This window comes from Chryseobacterium sp. WLY505 (genome assembly GCF_030846215.1).
Lineage (GTDB): Bacteria > Bacteroidota > Bacteroidia > Flavobacteriales > Weeksellaceae > Chryseobacterium.
This window is the reverse complement of record NZ_JAVCWI010000004.1, coordinates 223,992-240,958: the sequence shown is the minus strand read 5'-3', so window position 1 is coordinate 240,958 and position 16,967 is coordinate 223,992. Positions and strand designations below refer to the sequence as shown.

Annotated in this window: 17 protein-coding genes; 10 read left to right on the top strand and 7 right to left on the bottom strand. The window is 36.9% G+C overall.

From position 1 onward, the window contains the following. Positions 1-102: 102 nt before the first annotated feature. The 6 genes from RAH34_RS11415 (at position 103) to RAH34_RS11390 (ending at position 7,883) form a co-directional block, all read left to right on the top strand. Positions 103-1,068 carry a D-2-hydroxyacid dehydrogenase gene (locus RAH34_RS11415; RefSeq protein WP_306596228.1) on the top strand — a complete coding sequence of 322 codons (966 nt, stop codon included), beginning with the start codon at positions 103-105 and terminating at the stop codon, positions 1,066-1,068. 2 nt (positions 1,069-1,070) lie between these two features. Next, on the top strand, positions 1,071-2,315 hold the full coding sequence (locus RAH34_RS11410) for a DUF1015 domain-containing protein (RefSeq protein ID WP_114821931.1): 1,245 nt from the start codon (positions 1,071-1,073) through the stop codon (positions 2,313-2,315). A gap of 54 nt (positions 2,316-2,369) precedes the next feature. Continuing rightward, positions 2,370-3,773, top strand: coding sequence for a M28 family peptidase (locus tag RAH34_RS11405; protein WP_306596227.1), 1,404 nt, complete (start codon positions 2,370-2,372; stop codon positions 3,771-3,773). 2 nt (positions 3,774-3,775) lie between these two features. Further along, entirely contained in the window at positions 3,776-5,134 is a 1,359-nt protein-coding gene (locus tag RAH34_RS11400) for a M28 family peptidase (protein ID WP_114821933.1), read from the top strand. Positions 5,135-5,137: 3 nt separating this feature from the next. Next, positions 5,138-6,496, top strand: a complete 1,359-nt coding sequence (locus RAH34_RS11395; RefSeq protein ID WP_306596226.1) for a M28 family peptidase — start codon at positions 5,138-5,140, stop codon at positions 6,494-6,496. A gap of 1,156 nt (positions 6,497-7,652) precedes the next feature. Beyond that, positions 7,653-7,883, top strand: coding sequence for a hypothetical protein (locus RAH34_RS11390; protein WP_147367550.1), 231 nt, complete (start codon positions 7,653-7,655; stop codon positions 7,881-7,883). A gap of 170 nt (positions 7,884-8,053) precedes the next feature. Here the strand turns inward: RAH34_RS11390 and RAH34_RS11385 are convergent, their stop codons facing one another. From RAH34_RS11385 to RAH34_RS11365, 5 genes are all read right to left on the bottom strand, one after another. Continuing rightward, the gene (locus RAH34_RS11385; protein ID WP_306596225.1) at positions 8,054-8,275 is read right to left on the bottom strand and encodes a hypothetical protein; all 222 of its coding nucleotides are present in this window, start codon (positions 8,273-8,275) and stop codon (positions 8,054-8,056) included. 147 nt (positions 8,276-8,422) lie between these two features. Further along, positions 8,423-8,998 carry a hypothetical protein gene (locus tag RAH34_RS11380; RefSeq protein ID WP_306596224.1) on the bottom strand — a complete coding sequence of 192 codons (576 nt, stop codon included), beginning with the start codon at positions 8,996-8,998 and terminating at the stop codon, positions 8,423-8,425. A gap of 170 nt (positions 8,999-9,168) precedes the next feature. Continuing rightward, on the bottom strand, positions 9,169-10,206 hold the full coding sequence (locus RAH34_RS11375; protein WP_306596303.1) for a peptidylprolyl isomerase: 1,038 nt from the start codon (positions 10,204-10,206) through the stop codon (positions 9,169-9,171). A gap of 81 nt (positions 10,207-10,287) precedes the next feature. Next, a complete protein-coding gene (locus tag RAH34_RS11370; RefSeq protein ID WP_306596223.1) occupies positions 10,288-10,800 on the bottom strand; it encodes an FKBP-type peptidyl-prolyl cis-trans isomerase in 513 nt (170 codons plus the stop codon). Positions 10,801-10,971: 171 nt separating this feature from the next. Beyond that, positions 10,972-12,042 (bottom strand): branched-chain amino acid aminotransferase, encoded by a 1,071-nt coding sequence (locus tag RAH34_RS11365; RefSeq protein ID WP_114822524.1) that lies wholly within the window; start codon positions 12,040-12,042, stop codon positions 10,972-10,974. An 85-nt stretch (positions 12,043-12,127) separates the two neighbouring features. On the opposite strand from RAH34_RS11365, the gene mnmD reads away from it, so the two are divergent. Further along, positions 12,128-12,802 carry a tRNA (5-methylaminomethyl-2-thiouridine)(34)-methyltransferase MnmD gene (gene mnmD / locus RAH34_RS11360; protein WP_047431425.1) on the top strand — a complete coding sequence of 225 codons (675 nt, stop codon included), beginning with the start codon at positions 12,128-12,130 and terminating at the stop codon, positions 12,800-12,802. 200 nt (positions 12,803-13,002) lie between these two features. After that, positions 13,003-13,419 (top strand): NUDIX domain-containing protein, encoded by a 417-nt coding sequence (locus RAH34_RS11355; RefSeq protein ID WP_079241390.1) that lies wholly within the window; start codon positions 13,003-13,005, stop codon positions 13,417-13,419. Between the two features lie 25 nt (positions 13,420-13,444). On the opposite strand, the gene RAH34_RS11350 is transcribed toward RAH34_RS11355, so the two are convergent. Continuing rightward, the gene (locus RAH34_RS11350; protein WP_114822525.1) at positions 13,445-14,149 is read right to left on the bottom strand and encodes a DUF4294 domain-containing protein; all 705 of its coding nucleotides are present in this window, start codon (positions 14,147-14,149) and stop codon (positions 13,445-13,447) included. Positions 14,150-14,200: 51 nt separating this feature from the next. Between RAH34_RS11350 and RAH34_RS11345 the strand changes: the two genes are divergently transcribed. Both RAH34_RS11345 and rpe read left to right on the top strand, forming a co-directional pair. Beyond that, complete coding sequence (locus RAH34_RS11345) at positions 14,201-15,274, top strand: M42 family peptidase (RefSeq protein WP_306596222.1); 1,074 nt, start codon at positions 14,201-14,203, stop codon at positions 15,272-15,274. 340 nt (positions 15,275-15,614) lie between these two features. Then, complete coding sequence (gene rpe / locus RAH34_RS11340; RefSeq protein WP_034698534.1) at positions 15,615-16,265, top strand: ribulose-phosphate 3-epimerase; 651 nt, start codon at positions 15,615-15,617, stop codon at positions 16,263-16,265. A 205-nt stretch (positions 16,266-16,470) separates the two neighbouring features. On the opposite strand, the gene RAH34_RS11335 is transcribed toward rpe, so the two are convergent. Further along, positions 16,471-16,956 (bottom strand): DUF1772 domain-containing protein, encoded by a 486-nt coding sequence (locus tag RAH34_RS11335; protein ID WP_306596221.1) that lies wholly within the window; start codon positions 16,954-16,956, stop codon positions 16,471-16,473. Positions 16,957-16,967 lie beyond the last annotated feature (11 nt).

Sequence of the window (16,967 nt, the reverse complement as noted above, 5' to 3'; positions counted from 1 at the left end):
TTAGGCGACCGAAAAATAAAAGGATATCAGACAAAAGATGTCAGATAACAGAACTCAAAATCTAACCTCTGACATCTTCAATCTAACATCATACAATAACTCATGAAAGTTTTAGCAAACGACGGAATTTCAAAAGCAGGAGAAAATACTCTAAAAGAAGCCGGAATTGAAATTCTGGACAATAGAGTGGCTCAGGATCACGTTATTAATTTTATCAACGATAATAATGTGGACGTTCTTCTGGTAAGAAGTGCAACGAAAGTAAGACAGGATCTGATTGATGCATGCCCGGGCCTTAAGGTTATCGGAAGAGGCGGTATCGGAATGGACAATATTGATGTAGAATATGCCAAAAGTAAAGGCATCAAAGTCATCAATACGCCTACAGCATCTTCAAAATCAGTTGCAGAACTGGTTTTCGGACACTTTATTTCATTGGCAAGATTCCTTCACGAATCGAACAGATTGATGCCTCTGGAAGGAGAAACTCATTTCAACGCCATGAAAAAGTCATTCAGCAATGCGTATGAACTTTCAGGAAAAACATTGGGAGTAATCGGCTTTGGAAGCATTGGTCAGGAAGTTATAAAGATTGGAATTGCTTTAGGAATGAATGTAACCGTTCTTACAAGAAGCCCGAAGACAGAAGTTCTTACGCTGAACTTCTTCAACGGACAGTCTGTGAACTTTGAAATCACTTCCACCAATGATATGGATGCATTCCTTAAAGATGCAGATTTCATCAGTATCAATACGCCGAAAACGAATGAGTATATTATAGACACCCCTCAGTTTGAGAAAATGAAAGATGGGGTCTATATTGTAAATACTGCAAGAGGAGGTGTCATCAACGAAGTGACCCTTATCGATTTTATCGAGTCAGGAAAAGTAGCCGGAGCGGCACTGGATGTTTTTGAAAACGAACCCAACCCGGAACTGCCTTTACTGATGAACCCTGCATTATCACTTTCCCCTCACGTAGGCGGCAATACAGTAGATGCGCAGGAGAAAATCGGTATCGAACTTGCAGAACAAATTATTAAGCTACAAAAAGAAACTATAAGATAAATATGCCTGTTTTTAAACCTTTCCGTGGAATAAGACCTCATAGAGACTTTGAGAGTACTTTCCCTACCCATCCACTGGATAATTTCACCCAGGAAGAGATCGCAGAGAAGGCTCAAGTTGAAAATACTTACATCAATATGATTAAACCTTATGTTGTAAGTAAATCTAAAGATATTGACCGGAACCTTCGAAAGATCCGTTCTACATTTGAAGAACTTCTGGAAGAAAAGAAATTGGTCCAGGATAATTCAGCCTACTATCTTTATGAGCAGATCTATCCCAACAAACAGATGTTCAGAGGACTTCTGGGATTGGCAAGTATTGAAGATTTCTGGAATGGGAAAATCAAAAGACACGAAAGTACCATTCCTCAAAAAAAGGAAAAACTGGCTCATTACCTTGAAAAAGTAAACCTACAGGCTGAACCTGTACTTCTTACCTATCCTGCCAATTCAAAAATTGAATTGCTGATGAATCATGAGGAAAAAAATGTTCCTATCTTCAATCATGTCGATTCTATGGGGATCAGACATAAAATCTGGAGAATAGATAACCGCCTTAAACTACAGCAGTTTAAAGAAGTGATTGATCAGATTGATTCGTTTTATATTGCTGACGGACACCACAGAATCGGTTCCACCGCAATCAATGCAAAATATCATAAGGAGAAAAACAAAAAGCATAATGGTACGGAGCATTACAACTTTGTATACAGTTTCATTGTTTCCAACCAGTCGATAAAGATTCATGATTACAACAGAATCTTGCATGACCTGAATGGTATTTCTCCGGCAGATTTCCTGAAAGAACTTGAGAAATATTTCCTTATTCACGAAAAAGGAGAAGCATCATACTACCCTTCTCAAAAATTCCATATTTCAATGTATATGGATGGGAAGTTCTACTCTCTTCACGTGAAACACGATCTTCGTTCCAAAGAAATGTCTCTGGATAATCTTGATCACCATCTTTTGGATAAATATATTTTCAAAAACATTCTGAAAATTGAAGATCCGGACAGCTCTGAACTTATTTCTTATGTAAAAGGAACTTCCAATATCAATGGAATCAATCTTTTAAAAGAAAAAGTAGACAACGGTGAAGGTAAAGTTGGTTTTGGAATTTATCCTGTAAGTTTTAATGACATGATTAAAATTTCAGACTTAAAATTAAGCATGCCTCCGAAATGTACATTTATTGAGCCAAAATTGATTACAGCCCTCTTAATGTACGATATGAAACCTTAATAAATTACTATTTTTTCCCTACTTTTATCAACGGAAAAGATAAGTAAATAATAAATGAAAAAAATATTCATTATACTTCCACTCTTTTTGAGTGGATTTTTATTTTCTCAGAAAAAACCACAAAAGGGCCCTGCAAAAAAAGGTACTGTTGCCAGATTCAATTATCATGATGAATTCAGAAAAATTTCAGATGAAATTATGACAAACGGTACTGCTTACGATAATCTCGGAGAACTCACCAAAAGAATCGGTCCGCGTTTCAGTGCAACTCCCGGTTATACCAAAGCCGTAGAATGGGCTGAAAAAAAATTCAAGGAAATTGGGATTAATATGATCTGGAGGCAGGAAGCCAAAGCTCCGGTCTGGATCAGAGGAAAAGAATCCTTACAGATCAAAGCAGGAAATGGAGATTGGAAAAATATCAGAATGCTTTCTTTCGGAAATTCTGAAGGAACAGGCGGAAAAGACCTGGTAGGTGAAATCGTTTTAATCAATTCCACATCAGAACTTAATACCATGTCACTGGGGCAGTTAAAAGACAAAATAGTTTTTGTGAATGTTCCTATGGACCCGAAAATTATCAATACCAGTGACTCTTATTTACAGAGTGCAAAATCAAAATTAATTTCCGCTTCTGTGATTGCTAAAACAGGAGCAAAAGCATTAATTATAAGATCACTGACCACTGCTAGTGACGATACTCCTCATGCCAAAATGATTTACTACGAACCAGATGATAAAATTAAAATTCCGGCTTTATCAATTGGAGTAAGATCTGCAGATGAGCTGGAAAAAACATTGAAAAAACAGAAAGTGACTGCGAAAATCAACATGACTGCAGAATCAAAAGGTGACACTACCAATCCCAATATCATTGCTGAAATTGGAGGCAAAAAAGATTCAAAAGTAATTGTTTTAGGGGCTCAGCTGGATTCGTGGGACATTGGTGAAGGTGCAGTAGATGACGGAACAGGGGTTGTGCAGTGTATTGAAGTGTTAAGAACCCTGAAAGCACTTGGATATGAAAACAACCATACGATCCGCGTAGTTTTGTATGCCAACAGTGAAAACGGAGGCCAGGGCCGTGAGATGTATGCTGCGTACGTAAAAAAGAAAGACGAAAAACATATATTTGCTTTAGGAACCGATGCCGGAGGCTATTCTCCCCGAGGGTTTTCCCTGGATATGTCTCCTCAAAGAAGAAGACTCGTGTATCCGTGGAAAGAATATTTTCTTCCTTATGGCGTTTATGATTTTGACCAGACAGAAGCCATTCAGGATATTTCACCTTTAAAAAAACTGGATATCCCTCTAGCAGAGCTTGTAGTAGATACCCAGAGATATTTTGATTATCACCACTCAGAACTGGATACTTTTGACAAAGTGAACAAAAGAGAACTTCTTCTCGGAGCTGTCGCCATCACACAGATGATTTTTATGGTTGATAAAAACTGGTAACAATGAAAAAGATAGCAGGAACAACATTATTACTTTTCGGTATGGCCGTTTTGGGCCAGACTAAAGATGATTCCATCCAATTCAAAAGAATTTCCACTGAAATTCTGAACAACGGTCAAGGATACAATGAACTGAGAGAACTTACCAAAACAATAGGCAACCGTTTAAGCGGTTCCGAAGCCTACGAGAAATCCGTACAATGGGCTGCCCAAAAGCTTCGTGATGCAGGAGCCGATAAAGTGTGGCTTCAGGAAGTGATGATCCCGGTTTGGGTAAGAGGAAAAGAATCCTTGCACATCAAAACATCCAACGGAAAATGGAAAAGTATCAAAATGCTTTCCCTTGGAAACTCTGAGGGAACGGGCGGAAAAGATGTTTCCGGAGAAATCATCATGGTAAAATCACTGGAAGAATATGATCAACTTCCCGCTGAAAAAGTGAAAGATAAAATTGTGTTTTTCAACTATCCTTTTAATCAGGGAAATGTACAGACATTCATTTCTTATCGTGATGCAAATCCCTACAGAAGAACTGCCGCTTCATTAACGGCTAAAAAAGGAGGAAAATTTGCCATTGTCAGGTCTCTTTCCTCTGCTTTCGATGATGTTCCACACACAGGAAACATGCGTTATGACGAAAATATTTCCAAAATACCAGCCGTAACAATCGGAAATACATCAGCTGATGAACTTGAAACAGTATTAAAAAATCAGAAAGTCACCGCAAAGCTTAATTCCAACTGCGGGATGAAGGGAGAAAAGCTTTCCCATTCTGTGATTGGAGAAATTACCGGTAAAAAAGACCAAAGTGTTATTGTTGTTGGTGGACATTTAGATTCATGGGATGTTGGAGAAGGTGCTCATGATGACGGAGCCGGCATTGTTCAAAGTATTGAGGTCTTAAGAACCTTTAAAAAATTAGGTATTCAGAATAATCATACCATTCGCGCCGTTTGTTTTGCCAACGAAGAAAATGGCACAAAAGGCGGAAAACAATATGGTAAAGTTGCCAAAGAAAACAACGAAAAACATCTATTTGCTATAGAATCGGATGCAGGAGGATTTTCACCACGGGGAATTTCCCTGGAAATGAACGAGCCTCAAAGAAACCAGATCAAAAGCTGGATAAATCTTTTTTTACCTTATGGCGCTTACAATTTTGAAGGTAAATATTCCGGATCAGATATCGCCTCACTTCATGAAATGGGAGTTCCCACTGCTGAACTGGTTCCGGATCCGCAACGCTATTTCGATATCCACCATACCGAAGAAGACACTTTTGAAAAAGTCAACCGAAGAGAGCTATTGCTTGGTTCTGCGGTGATGACACAACTTATTTATATGATTGATAAAAATTGGTAAACAATGAAAAAGATATTAGGAACTTCATTATTGCTTTTTGGAATGGTCGCTTTCGGCCAGTCTAAAGAAGATTCTATCCAGTTCAGAAAAATCTCAACAGAAATTCTGAACAACGGAAAAGGATACACAGAGCTTAGAGAGCTTACAAAAAACATAGGCCACCGTTTAAGCGGTTCTGAAGCCTATGAAAAGTCTGTAAAGTGGGCTGAACAAAAACTTCGTGATGCAGGCGCTGATAAAGTATGGCTTCAGGAGGTCATGATTCCGGTCTGGGAAAGAGGAAAAGAATCTCTGAACATCCGGACTTCCAACGGAAAATGGAAAAGCCTTAAAATGCTTTCTCTTGGAAATTCTGAAGGAACCGGAGGAAAAGATGTTTCAGGAGAAATCATCATGGTAAAATCTATGGAAGAATATGACAAGCTTCCGGCTGAAAAAGTGAAAGATAGAATTGTATTCTTCAATTATGCGTTCAGCCAGTCATTTGTAGAGACTTTCAAAGCCTATGGTGATGCCGCCAAATACAGAACGACTGCCGCTTCTTTAACCGCTAAAAAAGGAGGAAAATTCGCCATCGTAAGATCACTGTCCTCTGCTTTTGACGACGTGCCTCACACCGGAGCAATGCGTTATGAAGACAAAGTTTCCAAAATACCGGCAGTTGCTATCGGAAGCACAACTGCAGATGAACTGGAAGCTTTACTGAAAAACCAGAAAGTTATGGCAAAACTCAATTCCAACTGTGGAATGAAAGGAGAAAAACTCTCCCATTCTGTGATCGGAGAAATTACAGGTAAAAAAGATCAAAGTGTTATCGTTGTAGGTGGACACCTTGATTCCTGGGATGTAGGTGAAGGCGCTCATGATGACGGAGCCGGAATTGTACAGAGTATTGAAGTATTAAGAACCTTTAAAAAATTAGGTATTCCAAACAACCACACCATCAGAGTGGTTTGCTTCGCTAATGAAGAAAACGGCGTAAAAGGCGGAATTCAATATGGTAAAACCGTAAAAGAGAAAAACGAAAAACATCTTTTTGCCATTGAAACAGATGCCGGAGGTTTTGCACCAAGAGGTATTGCCCTGGATATGGATGATGCGAAAAGAAATCAGATTAAAAGCTGGTCGAATTTATTTCTTCCCTACGGAGTTTACAATTTTGAAGAGCGGTTTTCAGGAACAGATCTTTATCCGCTTCACGATATGGGAATTCCAGCTGCTGAGCTGATGCCGGATTCTCAGCGATATTTCGATATTCACCACACAGAAGAAGATACTTTTGAAAAGGTGAACCGAAGAGAGCTTTTATTGGGAGCTACCGCTTTAACCCAGATTATTTATATGATCGATAAAAACTGGTAAAATATGAAACCGTCTTTTAAAGGCGGTTTTTTTTTATTTTAATAGTAATGACTCATTAGCTCATAATGAATTTCACCGTATTCCATTAGTGACATTTGTGAAAAGATATTGGTGGTATTTGTGGTTCTTACGATTAAACACAAATGTCACTAATGTTTTCACGAATAACACGAATTCAATAGGAATGGGATTTAGCCGAAACTTAAGATTTTTATAACCACGGATTTCACAGATTGACACGGAAGATTGCGTATATATATTTGTGCTATTTGTGAGGGAATATTGGTGTTACTTGTGGTTTTAAAATTAAACACAAATTACACGAATGATTTCACGAATAACACAAATTTAATAATATCAATAGAAATGGGCCGAAACTTATATGTATCCCACAGATTCCACAGATTGACACGGATGATTGCGTATATTTTTTGGTGTTATTTGTGAAATCATTGGTGTTATTAGTGTTGTAAACTTTAACTCAAAAAAATCCTCATGATATCATCATCTTACGATCAGTAATTACCCATTCAATGATCTTTAAAATCTTTCTGATTCATTTTTAAAATATTCTGGAATGGTATCAATTTACAGAATTATAATTTCTCCGAAATATTTTCTGCGTAATAAATTATTCCTTGCCAAAAACAGAAAATTTTTCTTCGTTTAAGGAAATAACAGATGAAAACACGCTTCACTACAGGTCTCGCTAATCCCGTGAAACAATGTGTTAATCGTAAAAGCAGAACTTTGGCATGAAATTAGCATGTAAGTTATTGAGAAAAAATTAAAAAAACACTAAGGATGAGAAAAGAGGTTTTCTGTGGATTTTCAGTTTTTCCACTGATTCAAGTTCATATCTAGTATATGAATCCTTTTTTTTCTACGATGCCGTAAAAGATACGGGCTCGTGATTAATTAACCCCGTTAGTTTTTCACAGCAGTTTTGCACCCGTATCTGACTGGTATCACAATAAGCAAGAATCTTTATTGATTCGAAAAAACAAAAATATCCCGGACTTTCAGCCCGGTGTTATGATATAAATAAATGGCAAAGTCATCGTGAACCTTAGCCCAGTAAAAGAATGTATTCTTTTTACCGTGATGAGTGCGCCTTTATCCTATTAAGTAATGTATAACCCTTAAAATGTTAGTAATGATGAGAGCCTTTTTTGAAATGATTTTTAAGAGAAATGAAGATGCTGCAAAATTGCATATATGGAGCCTAATGCTGGTGTTAAGTTTTGCTGCATTTTCTGTATTGGTATACGCCTTAGAACCAAGCTTTAACAGCTTAATTATATACCTGACGGCGTTTGCCGCTTATATCGGGTTTGGCCTTGTATTCATCAGTTCCTTAGCCGGAACGAGTATGAAGAAAAGATAACAGAACATATAACTTTCAATTTATTTTTACTGAAAAAACCGTCCTGTTTGGGGCGGTTTTTTGCTTACAGTCCTACTCCATTATTATATCATCAGTATTTCCAGCAAAAAAAAGCCACTCCTTCCGGAGCAGCTCTGGCGATAACAAAGTTATCTTAACATCGTAAAAACTTATTCTTTAAATAGATCCTTCATCATTTCTTCAAGGATCTTTTTGGTTTCTTCTTCAATCATTTTTCCTGACTTTTCAACCAGTTCTTCTCTGAAAGGTTCACAGCAGGCTTTTATTCCGAAACCTTCGTCTGTTTTTACAAATTCCGGATGCATGCCATGTTCTTCGCATACTTCGGATTCTATTTCTGTCTTTATCTGGTCGTAATTCAGGTTAAACATATTCTTTTATTTTGTTCTTTTAAGTGCATGATAAAGATAGAAGTAATAAAGCCTTGCCGAAATCCGTATTTCTACGGTATTTACACAAACAAAAAACCGACTTTTTCAAGACGGCTATTTTAATATAAAAAATTAATACTTTCAACTTTAAAACTTATCCAGAATTTTCTTAGGTAAAATTTTCACAAGTTCTTTTTTATATTCCTTTTCAAGCATCACAAATTTCCATGCCTTTTTATCTTTTGAAACCGCACAGGCTTTCATACTGGCATTGATGAGATATGCACCTTCGTTGGCCAGGTACTTCACATTATTTGCACCATATTTGGCTGTTAAAGCACTGGTCATTTTCTTTTTCATCTCATCGTTTAAGGAACTGACATTACATTTCAGTTTCAAAATATAAGGGGTAATAGAAAAATATTCACCGGTAATGAGTTCAGGTTTCTCAATATTTCCAAAATTTACATCCTGTACTTCAATTTTCATGAATGGATTATTGTAAGTCATATTCAAAATCTGCGTCATCTGCTCTTTTGAAACTATGGTGAAGAATTTTGGATAGATACAGCTTACTGCCTGCTCTATCTGTTTAGATTGAATACTGTTGACAAAATAAGTAAGTGATTTTTTTATCGTTGGGTCATCAGGATTGGTCTTAGTCTGTGAAAAAGTCATAGATGACAGCAGAACAAACAGAAACAGAAGTGATTTGGTTTTCATGGTTGAATGGTTATTATAAATTTGAAAATTACTTTTACCGGAAAAGCTGTTAATCTTTCCAGCTACTAAAATGTGTCGTAGCCTGTATGCCAATAGTTACAGAATGTATTTGAGACCCATAAAAAAAGCCATCCTTTCGGACGGCTTTTGATACTATTTTGAAGATTCAATTATTTTACTTTTACAAGCTCAACATCGAAAACTAACCAGGAATTTGGCGGGATCACTCCTCCTGCTCCTCTTTCTCCGTAAGCCATTGCTGGCGGGATCAATAATGTAGCAGTTTCACCTTCTTTCAATAACAGGATACCTTCATCCCATCCTTTGATTACTCTTCCCATTCCGATTGGAATTTCGATTGGTTCGTTTCTCTTGAATGAAGAATCAAATTCAGTTCCATCTACCAATTTACCTGCATAGTGTACAGATACGTTGTCACCAGCTTTTGGAGCTTTACCATCAGCTGTTTTTGTGATTTTATAATAAAGACCAGATTCAGTTTTTTGCATACCAGCTTTCAGGTTTTCAACCAACTTCTCCTGGTTAGCTTTGAACTCTTCTTCTCTTTTCTTTTTTTCAGCTTCTTCTTTAGCAATGAAAGCTTTGTTGTTTTCCGCGATTTTAGCTTTTCCTTCGTTGAAAGTTTTAGCTGCATCGTAATGCTTATACTCATCACCTTTGCTGAAAACAGAAACTTTTTCTAAAACGATATCCGTTTTAGGTTTATCCTGAGCTCCTTTTTCAACGTTAGCAATAGCGTCAATTACCTCATTTCCTTTTACCACTTTTCCGAAGATCGTATGTCTTCCATCTAACCAAGGCGTAGCTACTTCTGTGATAAAGAACTGAGATCCGTTTGAATTAGGTCCGGAGTTCGCCATAGAAAGAATACCTTTCCCTGTGTGTTTAAGGTCGTTTCTTTCGTCTTCGAATTTATACCCAGGATCTCCCATTCCAGTTCCCTGAGGATCACCTCCCTGGATCATGAAATCTTTGATTACTCTGTGGAAAATAGTTCCGTCATAGTAAGGAACTCCTTTAGCCTTAGCTTTGTTGTCGATTTTCCCTTCTGCAAGACCGATAAAGTTGGCTACAGTTACTGGTGCTTTTTTGTCTTCAAATTTTACAATCAGGTTACCTTTTGTAGTTTGAAGATTGGCATAAAGTCCGTCATTAAGACCTTCGTAAGTTTCTTTGTCTACGTTCATTTTTTTATAAATTGGGGTACAACTCATCAGCGAAATACTTGCCGCTGCCAGAATTATATTCTTGTTAAACAATTTCATGTATTATAATGCTTTTAATTTTATGATTAATGGAATATCGTTGTCTATTTTTTTTTCGTCTCCGTACGTTCCGTAGGCCAAAGAAGACGGTACCAAAAGAGTTACTTCCTCTCCATCACGTATAAAACGCAAAGCGTTTTCCACTGCTCTCAGTTCATCAAAGTGCCCGAATCTGGCATCTCTTCTTTCAAAAGGCTGATCGTAGATTTTCGTCTGATCAAAATCATACAGATCATAAGAATAGGAAATTGTAGTTTCATCTTTCCTTCTTTCTCTCTGATCATAACCTTCTACCGTTACCCAATAATTAAGCTGCGTAGGATAATACTTCACAGACTGACCACTGATCCAATCCTGAATCTGCCCTCTTTCTATGACATTCAAATTTTTCATCCTGTTCTTAGAAACATCCAGATCTTTTTGGCTTAAAACCCCGCCTACAGGAGGATGGGCCGTCTGTGCATTTCTGTTGCAGCTCAACAGGCTTATGGCTGATATGAAGAGTATTTTTTTCATAAACTTTTGCGAAAATACACATTTCGCGAATCAATTACAAAACTTGACCCAGAAATATGTGAATGTTGTAAGGCATTGATCTCCGCCAAAACGTTTCGTATATTTTACGTACATACATAGATACGAAAAAGCCGGGAAAAACCCGGCTTTCATATCGTTATATCAATACTATTATACTGTTTCCAAAGCGTGATCTACCATCACTCTCCATCCGAATGGATCTTCAGACAGGTTGTTTTGAAGATCTACCAAATCTTTCTTAAGAAGAGCTGCGTAGCTTTCTTCATCTGACAATCTTGGAAGCTCAAGTTTTTCACCCTGGTATCCTAAAGCCTGGAACTGTGTAGTTACTACTGCTGTACCTACACCCCATACTTCTTTAAGCTCGCCATTCTTTAAAGCTTCAATCACTGTTTTCACAGGAATTGGTTCTACTTTTACTTCAATACCTCTTTTCTTAGCTAACTGGATGAAGCTGTCTCTTGTTACTCCGTCAAGGATTTTCTCAGACGTCGGAGGTGTATAGATGGTATCGTTAATTCTTACAAATACATTCATTGTACCACTCTCTTCAAAATATTCGTGAGTAGCATCATCCGTCCAGATGATTTGCTCATACCCTTCTTCAATGGCCAACTGAGTTGGATAGAAAGAAGCAGCATAGTTACCTGCAGCTTTTGCAGATCCTACTCCTCCGTTTGCAGCTCTTGAATAGTGATCAGAGATTTTCACAGATACCGGCTCAGAATAGTAGCTCTTCGCAGGTGTTGCAACGATGGCAAACATATATTTATTAGATACTCTTGCTTTCAAAGCTTCTTCTGTAGCAAAAATCAAAGGTCTGATATAAAGAGACATTCCTTCCCCCTGTGGAATCCACTCTCTGTCAATATCTACTAACGCCTTTAATCCGTCTAAAAACATTTCTTCAGTCACTTCCGGCATAGCAAGACGCTTCGCTGACTTATTGATACGTTCAAAATTCTTTTCTGGCCTGAAAAGGAAAACCTGCCCGTCTTTGTCTTTATAGGCTTTCATACCTTCAAAACAAGCTTGTCCATAGTTTACTCCCATCATGGCAGGTGTAAATGGAATCGGACCGTAAGGAACTAATTTTACATCACCCCATTTCCCATCTTCGTACTCACAAATGATCATATGATCAATAAAAGTACCACCAAATGAAAAATTGTTAGGGTCAAATGTAGAAATTCTGGAGTTTTCAGTTTTTTGAATTATCATTTTTTAAAATTTTTACGATGTTCTACAAATTTAACATAATTTTCTAAATATAAAAATTTTAGAGTAAATTTGACAAAAAAATAGCTTGAAAAGAGAAATAAAGACCACAAACGACGGAAGTAAAACATTGTTTATCAATGATTTAAATGAAAACTACCATTCTCATCACGGAGCCCTGCAGGAAGCCGAACACGTGTTTATCAAAAATGGACTTAATTTGATAAATGATTGCGAAATTAATATTTTAGAACTCGGTTTTGGAACAGGTTTGAATGTTTTGGTAACAATTAATGAATATTTAAAAACTGACAAAAATCATGTCATCAATTATTTTTCGCTTGAAAAATACCCCATAAATGAATCCGAAGTTAAGGATTTGGCTTACTTTGAACTTTTCGATAACCCAGAGTTTAAAAATATTTATCAGAAAATTCATCTGGCAGATTGGGAAAAGTCAGTAGAAATCATTAGTGGATTCAATTTAAAAAAGATAGAATGTGATTTTTTCGACCTGAAAGACATTGATCTGCCAAAAATCAACCTCGTCTATTTCGACTGTTTTGGAGCCAGAGTACAGCCAGACCTTTGGGAAAAGCCATTATTCGAACTGGTTTCTGACAAAATGGCCATTAACGGATTATTAACCACCTACTCATCTAAAGGCAGCGTAAGAAGAATTCTTCAGGAGCTGAATTTCCAGGTCGAGAAAAAACAGGGACCTCCAGGAAAAAGAGAGATGATTAATGCAATTAAGTTGTAGAAGGAAGCTTGAAGATGGAAGCTGGATGTTTACAGCCGAGTGCTAAATTAATTTTGATTTTTTATTTTAAAATAATAATCAATATAATATGATTCAATATTATTAAATGGTATTAAACTTCCAGCTTCAAGCTTCCAACTTCCGGCTTTTTCCAACAAAATTCCTTACATTAGCTATACAAAATATTATACATTATATATATGATAGATAAGATCAACATCAGAGTGTATGCATGTGCAGTAAAAGATAAACAAGTTCTGACTCTATTTGAAGAATATGCCGGTGAGCCTTTAATGAAATTTCCGGGCGGCGGATTGGAATACGGTGAAGGAGTACTGGAATGCCTGCATCGCGAGTTTGATGAAGAACTGAATGTAAAAATCAATGTGCTGGAACATTTCTATACTCAGGAAAACTTTCTGGTATCGCGTTTCAAAGAAAATGAGCAGCTTCTTACCATATATTATATAGTAGACATCGTTAACGAGGAAGACTTTATTATTTTGGATCCCTGCATCGAAAAAACAGAATGGATTGATATCGACAGACCGGATAATCCTTTTCCTCTGCCCATAGATAAAATTGTATTTGACAAATTAAAAGAAAAATTCCTGTAAGTATTCTTACAGGAATTTTATTATATTATTTCTTTACTTTAAAATCGTTCGCTCCGGGATAAGGCTGGAGATAACCGGAATTCCAATTAGACTGCAGTAATGATTCTATGAATTCATCACTTCTGTTGCTATGAGGATCATAGCGTTCTTTCAAATCAATATCAGCCATTTTTCCTTTTACATTCCACCAGAAAGCACTCCATCCGCCTCTTAATTCTTTGATAATCTCAAATACGTTTTTTCCGGTTGCTCTGTTCATCAGCTTTGCAAAAACCTGCCCTTCAGTAGTTGTAAGATCTCTTAATTGTTTTTCATATTGATCAGCAAGCATATTTTGTCTTTCTCTTACAAACTTTCTTTTGGCTTTGCTGTCCAGATCAGTCATATCTTTCTGTATATCTCTGTACTGCTGCAATGCGGTAACAAATAACGGATATACTCTGTAGAGCTTTTTATTCAGAAAATAATAGTAATTCTTATCCAGCTGATTGTTAAACCTCGGTTTATTAACCAAAACCAGCTCATCTAATACTACTACCGGTTCGCCATTGATCTCATACACTTTGATCTTTTGCTGTTCGTCGTAATAGTATTTATTCCCAAATTCATCCACTTTCAGGGATTCAGGCGGATACTGATTGAGTGGTTTTGCCACTATTCCATCTTTCTGACCAAAAACACTGACTCCAAAAAAGAAGATAAAAAGGCAGATAATCTTACTAAAATTCATTATTTTTACACTTATAAGAAGAAAAATTAAACGCAAAAATCATTCCTTTTTATGAAATTTGAAAAGAAATCTTTGAAATTTTTAGAGAAATATTTAAACACATCATCTCCAACAGGTTACGAACACAAAGGACAAGAAGTCTGGATGGACTACATCAGACCTTATGTGGACAAAATAGAAGTAGATCATTACGGAACCTGCTACGGAATCATCAATCCTGAAGCTGAATTTAAGGTAGTGATTGAGGCACACGCTGATGAGATATCATGGTATGTCAATTATATTACAGATGACGGATTGATCTACGTCATCAGAAACGGAGGTTCAGATCAGACCATCGCCCCTTCAAAAGTGGTTCATATTCACGGTGAAAACGGAATTGTAAAAGGAGTATTTGGATGGCCTGCGATTCATACCAGAACCAACCAGAATGAACCGACTCCAAAAATCGAAAATATCTTTATCGACTGTGGCGCTACTTCTAAAAAAGAGGTAGAAGAAATGGGAATCTTTGTAGGATGTATGATCACCTATCCGGATGAATTCTTTGAAATGAATGACAGATATTTTGTCTGCAGAGCCTTGGATAACAGAATCGGCGGTTTTATGATTGCTGAAGTTGCCAGACTTTTAAAAGAAAATAAGAAATCAATCCCATTCGGGCTTTATATTACCAACTCCGTACAGGAAGAAGTAGGTTTATACGGAGCAGATATGATTGCTGACACTATCAAACCGAATATTGCCATTGTAACAGATGTTACCCACGACACTACCACTCCGATGATTGAAAAGAAAAAAGAAGGAGATCAGAAATGTGGTGCCGGGCCGGTAGTATTCTTCGCTCCAAGCGTTCACCACACCATCAGAGAACTGATTATTGGTACTGCAAAGACCAAGAAAATTCCTTTCCAGAGAGCTGCCGCCAGCAGAGCTACCGGAACTGACACAGATGCTTTTGCCCATTCCAATGGTGGAGTACCAAGTGCTTTAATTTCCTTACCTTTGCGATATATGCATACTACGGTAGAAATGGTATCTAAAGAAGATGTAGGTAATGTCATCAAACTTATCTATGAAACAGTTCTTAAGATCAAGCCGGAAATGAAACTGAAGTATCATTAATTACAATGAAAAATGTCTTTTATCATCTGATCCGGAAACCAACTTTTATATCGGTTTTAACTGCTGTCTTTTTTAGTTACATCATCTTTCTGGCTGTATATAAAATATTTGATCCTCCCAAAATAGGGTCGGCATATAATATGATTCTTGAGATGTTGTTAATTGTCAGCGTTGTGCCTGTAGGATTATTTATAATTGACAGATTATTAGTTATTAAAATTAACAATATCAAATTAACAATCATTGAGGCTATTCTATTCGGAGGTATTTCTCTGTATTATTTTTTGGTTGTTAATCCATTTTAAAGAAAGAAATCTAAGTAAAAGTATAAAAAGTAAAAATGAAAACGAAGCTTATTGCTCCATCCCTTTTATCAGCAGACTTTGGGAATCTGCAGAGAGACATTGAAATGCTGAACAATTCTCAGGCCGACTGGTTCCACATTGATGTCATGGACGGAAGATTTGTTCCTAACATTTCTTTTGGTTTTCCGGTAATGAAAACCGTTCAGCAGCATGCTAAAAAATTTGTAGATGTTCACCTGATGATCGTGGAACCTGAGAAATATGTTGATGAATTCATCAACCATGGTGCTGATCTTGTTTCTGTACATTATGAAGCATGTACCCATCTTCACAGAACTATTCATCACATTCAGAGCAAAGGAGCAAAAGCAGGTGTTGTTTTAAATCCTTCTACTCCGGTATTGATGCTTGAAGATATTATTGCAGATGTGGATCTTGTATTATTAATGAGTGTAAATCCAGGATTTGGAGGACAGAAGTTCATTGAAAATACTTACAAAAAGATTGCAGAAACCAAGGATCTGATCTTAAGCAACAACTCTACAGCGCTTATCGAGGTAGACGGAGGAGTAAATCTTGACAACGCTTCTAAATTATTTGAAGCCGGAGCAGATGTTCTTGTTGCAGGAAATGCTGTTTTCTCAGCGGAAAGTCCGGAAAGAACCATTGAACTTTTAAAGATATAAAAGGATCAAAATAATAAACAAAAGGCAGCCAATGGCTGCCTTTTCTCTTGTTTGGAAATTTAAGTCGTCTTGGTTATAATCTTTTTTTCAACTTATTTGAAAATGTTTAAAACTATCTTGCTAACAACACAAAGATCTGAATAAAACCAGACGCACACATCGGTAGAAATACGTAATTTAATAATAGGTATTTTCACTTAATCCATTATAATTCTTTATGCCAGACACAGGCGCAAACTACAAAAATGATCGAAATAACTGAAAAGACCGTTCTGATATTATTCAGAAAATTCCATCTGTTTTCAAAATTTTCCCGCATCTGTCTGATGGCTTCTGCTGTAGAATTGGAAATATCAAATTTATCTAAAGCGTCATTCATCGGAACATTTCCGGCAACTGTTACACCGAAAACACCAATCAGATAAGCCAGTGTGGCCAAAAGAAGAAAGATAAAAACAGGCTGCTGGCTCCGGAGCAAAAATGTAGCTACAGGAAGAAAAATCACCGTTCCCATAAAGCTCATAAAGAAAACGGGGTTCAGAATTTCACGGTTAATATTCTGCATCGCCTTGAGATATTCTGTATCAGAAAGTTTTCCCAGTCCCAGAACAACCGAGCACGAATAAGCATAGAAAAGTCCTCCTATCAGAGCAGTGAGGACAGCGGTAATGATCAATACTAATGTTGTCATTTTCATATATT

Excerpts from the sequence above, each read along its gene's own strand:
- RAH34_RS11415 (WP_306596228.1), top strand. The coding sequence starts at position 103 with ATGAAAGTTTTAGCAAACGACGGAATTTCAAAAGCAGGAGAAAATACT.
- RAH34_RS11410 (WP_114821931.1), top strand. The coding sequence starts at position 1,071 with ATGCCTGTTTTTAAACCTTTCCGTGGAATAAGACCTCATAGAGACTTT.
- RAH34_RS11405 (WP_306596227.1), top strand. The coding sequence starts at position 2,370 with ATGAAAAAAATATTCATTATACTTCCACTCTTTTTGAGTGGATTTTTA.
- RAH34_RS11400 (WP_114821933.1), top strand. The coding sequence starts at position 3,776 with ATGAAAAAGATAGCAGGAACAACATTATTACTTTTCGGTATGGCCGTT.
- RAH34_RS11395 (WP_306596226.1), top strand. The coding sequence starts at position 5,138 with ATGAAAAAGATATTAGGAACTTCATTATTGCTTTTTGGAATGGTCGCT.
- RAH34_RS11390 (WP_147367550.1), top strand. The coding sequence starts at position 7,653 with ATGATGAGAGCCTTTTTTGAAATGATTTTTAAGAGAAATGAAGATGCT.
- RAH34_RS11385 (WP_306596225.1), bottom strand. The coding sequence starts at position 8,275 with ATGTTTAACCTGAATTACGACCAGATAAAGACAGAAATAGAATCCGAA.
- RAH34_RS11380 (WP_306596224.1), bottom strand. The coding sequence starts at position 8,998 with ATGAAAACCAAATCACTTCTGTTTCTGTTTGTTCTGCTGTCATCTATG.
- RAH34_RS11375 (WP_306596303.1), bottom strand. The coding sequence starts at position 10,206 with ATGAACGTAGACAAAGAAACTTACGAAGGTCTTAATGACGGACTTTAT.
- RAH34_RS11370 (WP_306596223.1), bottom strand. The coding sequence starts at position 10,800 with ATGAAAAAAATACTCTTCATATCAGCCATAAGCCTGTTGAGCTGCAAC.
- RAH34_RS11365 (WP_114822524.1), bottom strand. The coding sequence starts at position 12,042 with ATGATAATTCAAAAAACTGAAAACTCCAGAATTTCTACATTTGACCCT.
- RAH34_RS11355 (WP_079241390.1), top strand. The coding sequence starts at position 13,003 with ATGATAGATAAGATCAACATCAGAGTGTATGCATGTGCAGTAAAAGAT.
- RAH34_RS11350 (WP_114822525.1), bottom strand. The coding sequence starts at position 14,149 with ATGAATTTTAGTAAGATTATCTGCCTTTTTATCTTCTTTTTTGGAGTC.
- RAH34_RS11345 (WP_306596222.1), top strand. The coding sequence starts at position 14,201 with ATGAAATTTGAAAAGAAATCTTTGAAATTTTTAGAGAAATATTTAAAC.
- rpe (WP_034698534.1), top strand. The coding sequence starts at position 15,615 with ATGAAAACGAAGCTTATTGCTCCATCCCTTTTATCAGCAGACTTTGGG.
- RAH34_RS11335 (WP_306596221.1), bottom strand. The coding sequence starts at position 16,956 with ATGACAACATTAGTATTGATCATTACCGCTGTCCTCACTGCTCTGATA.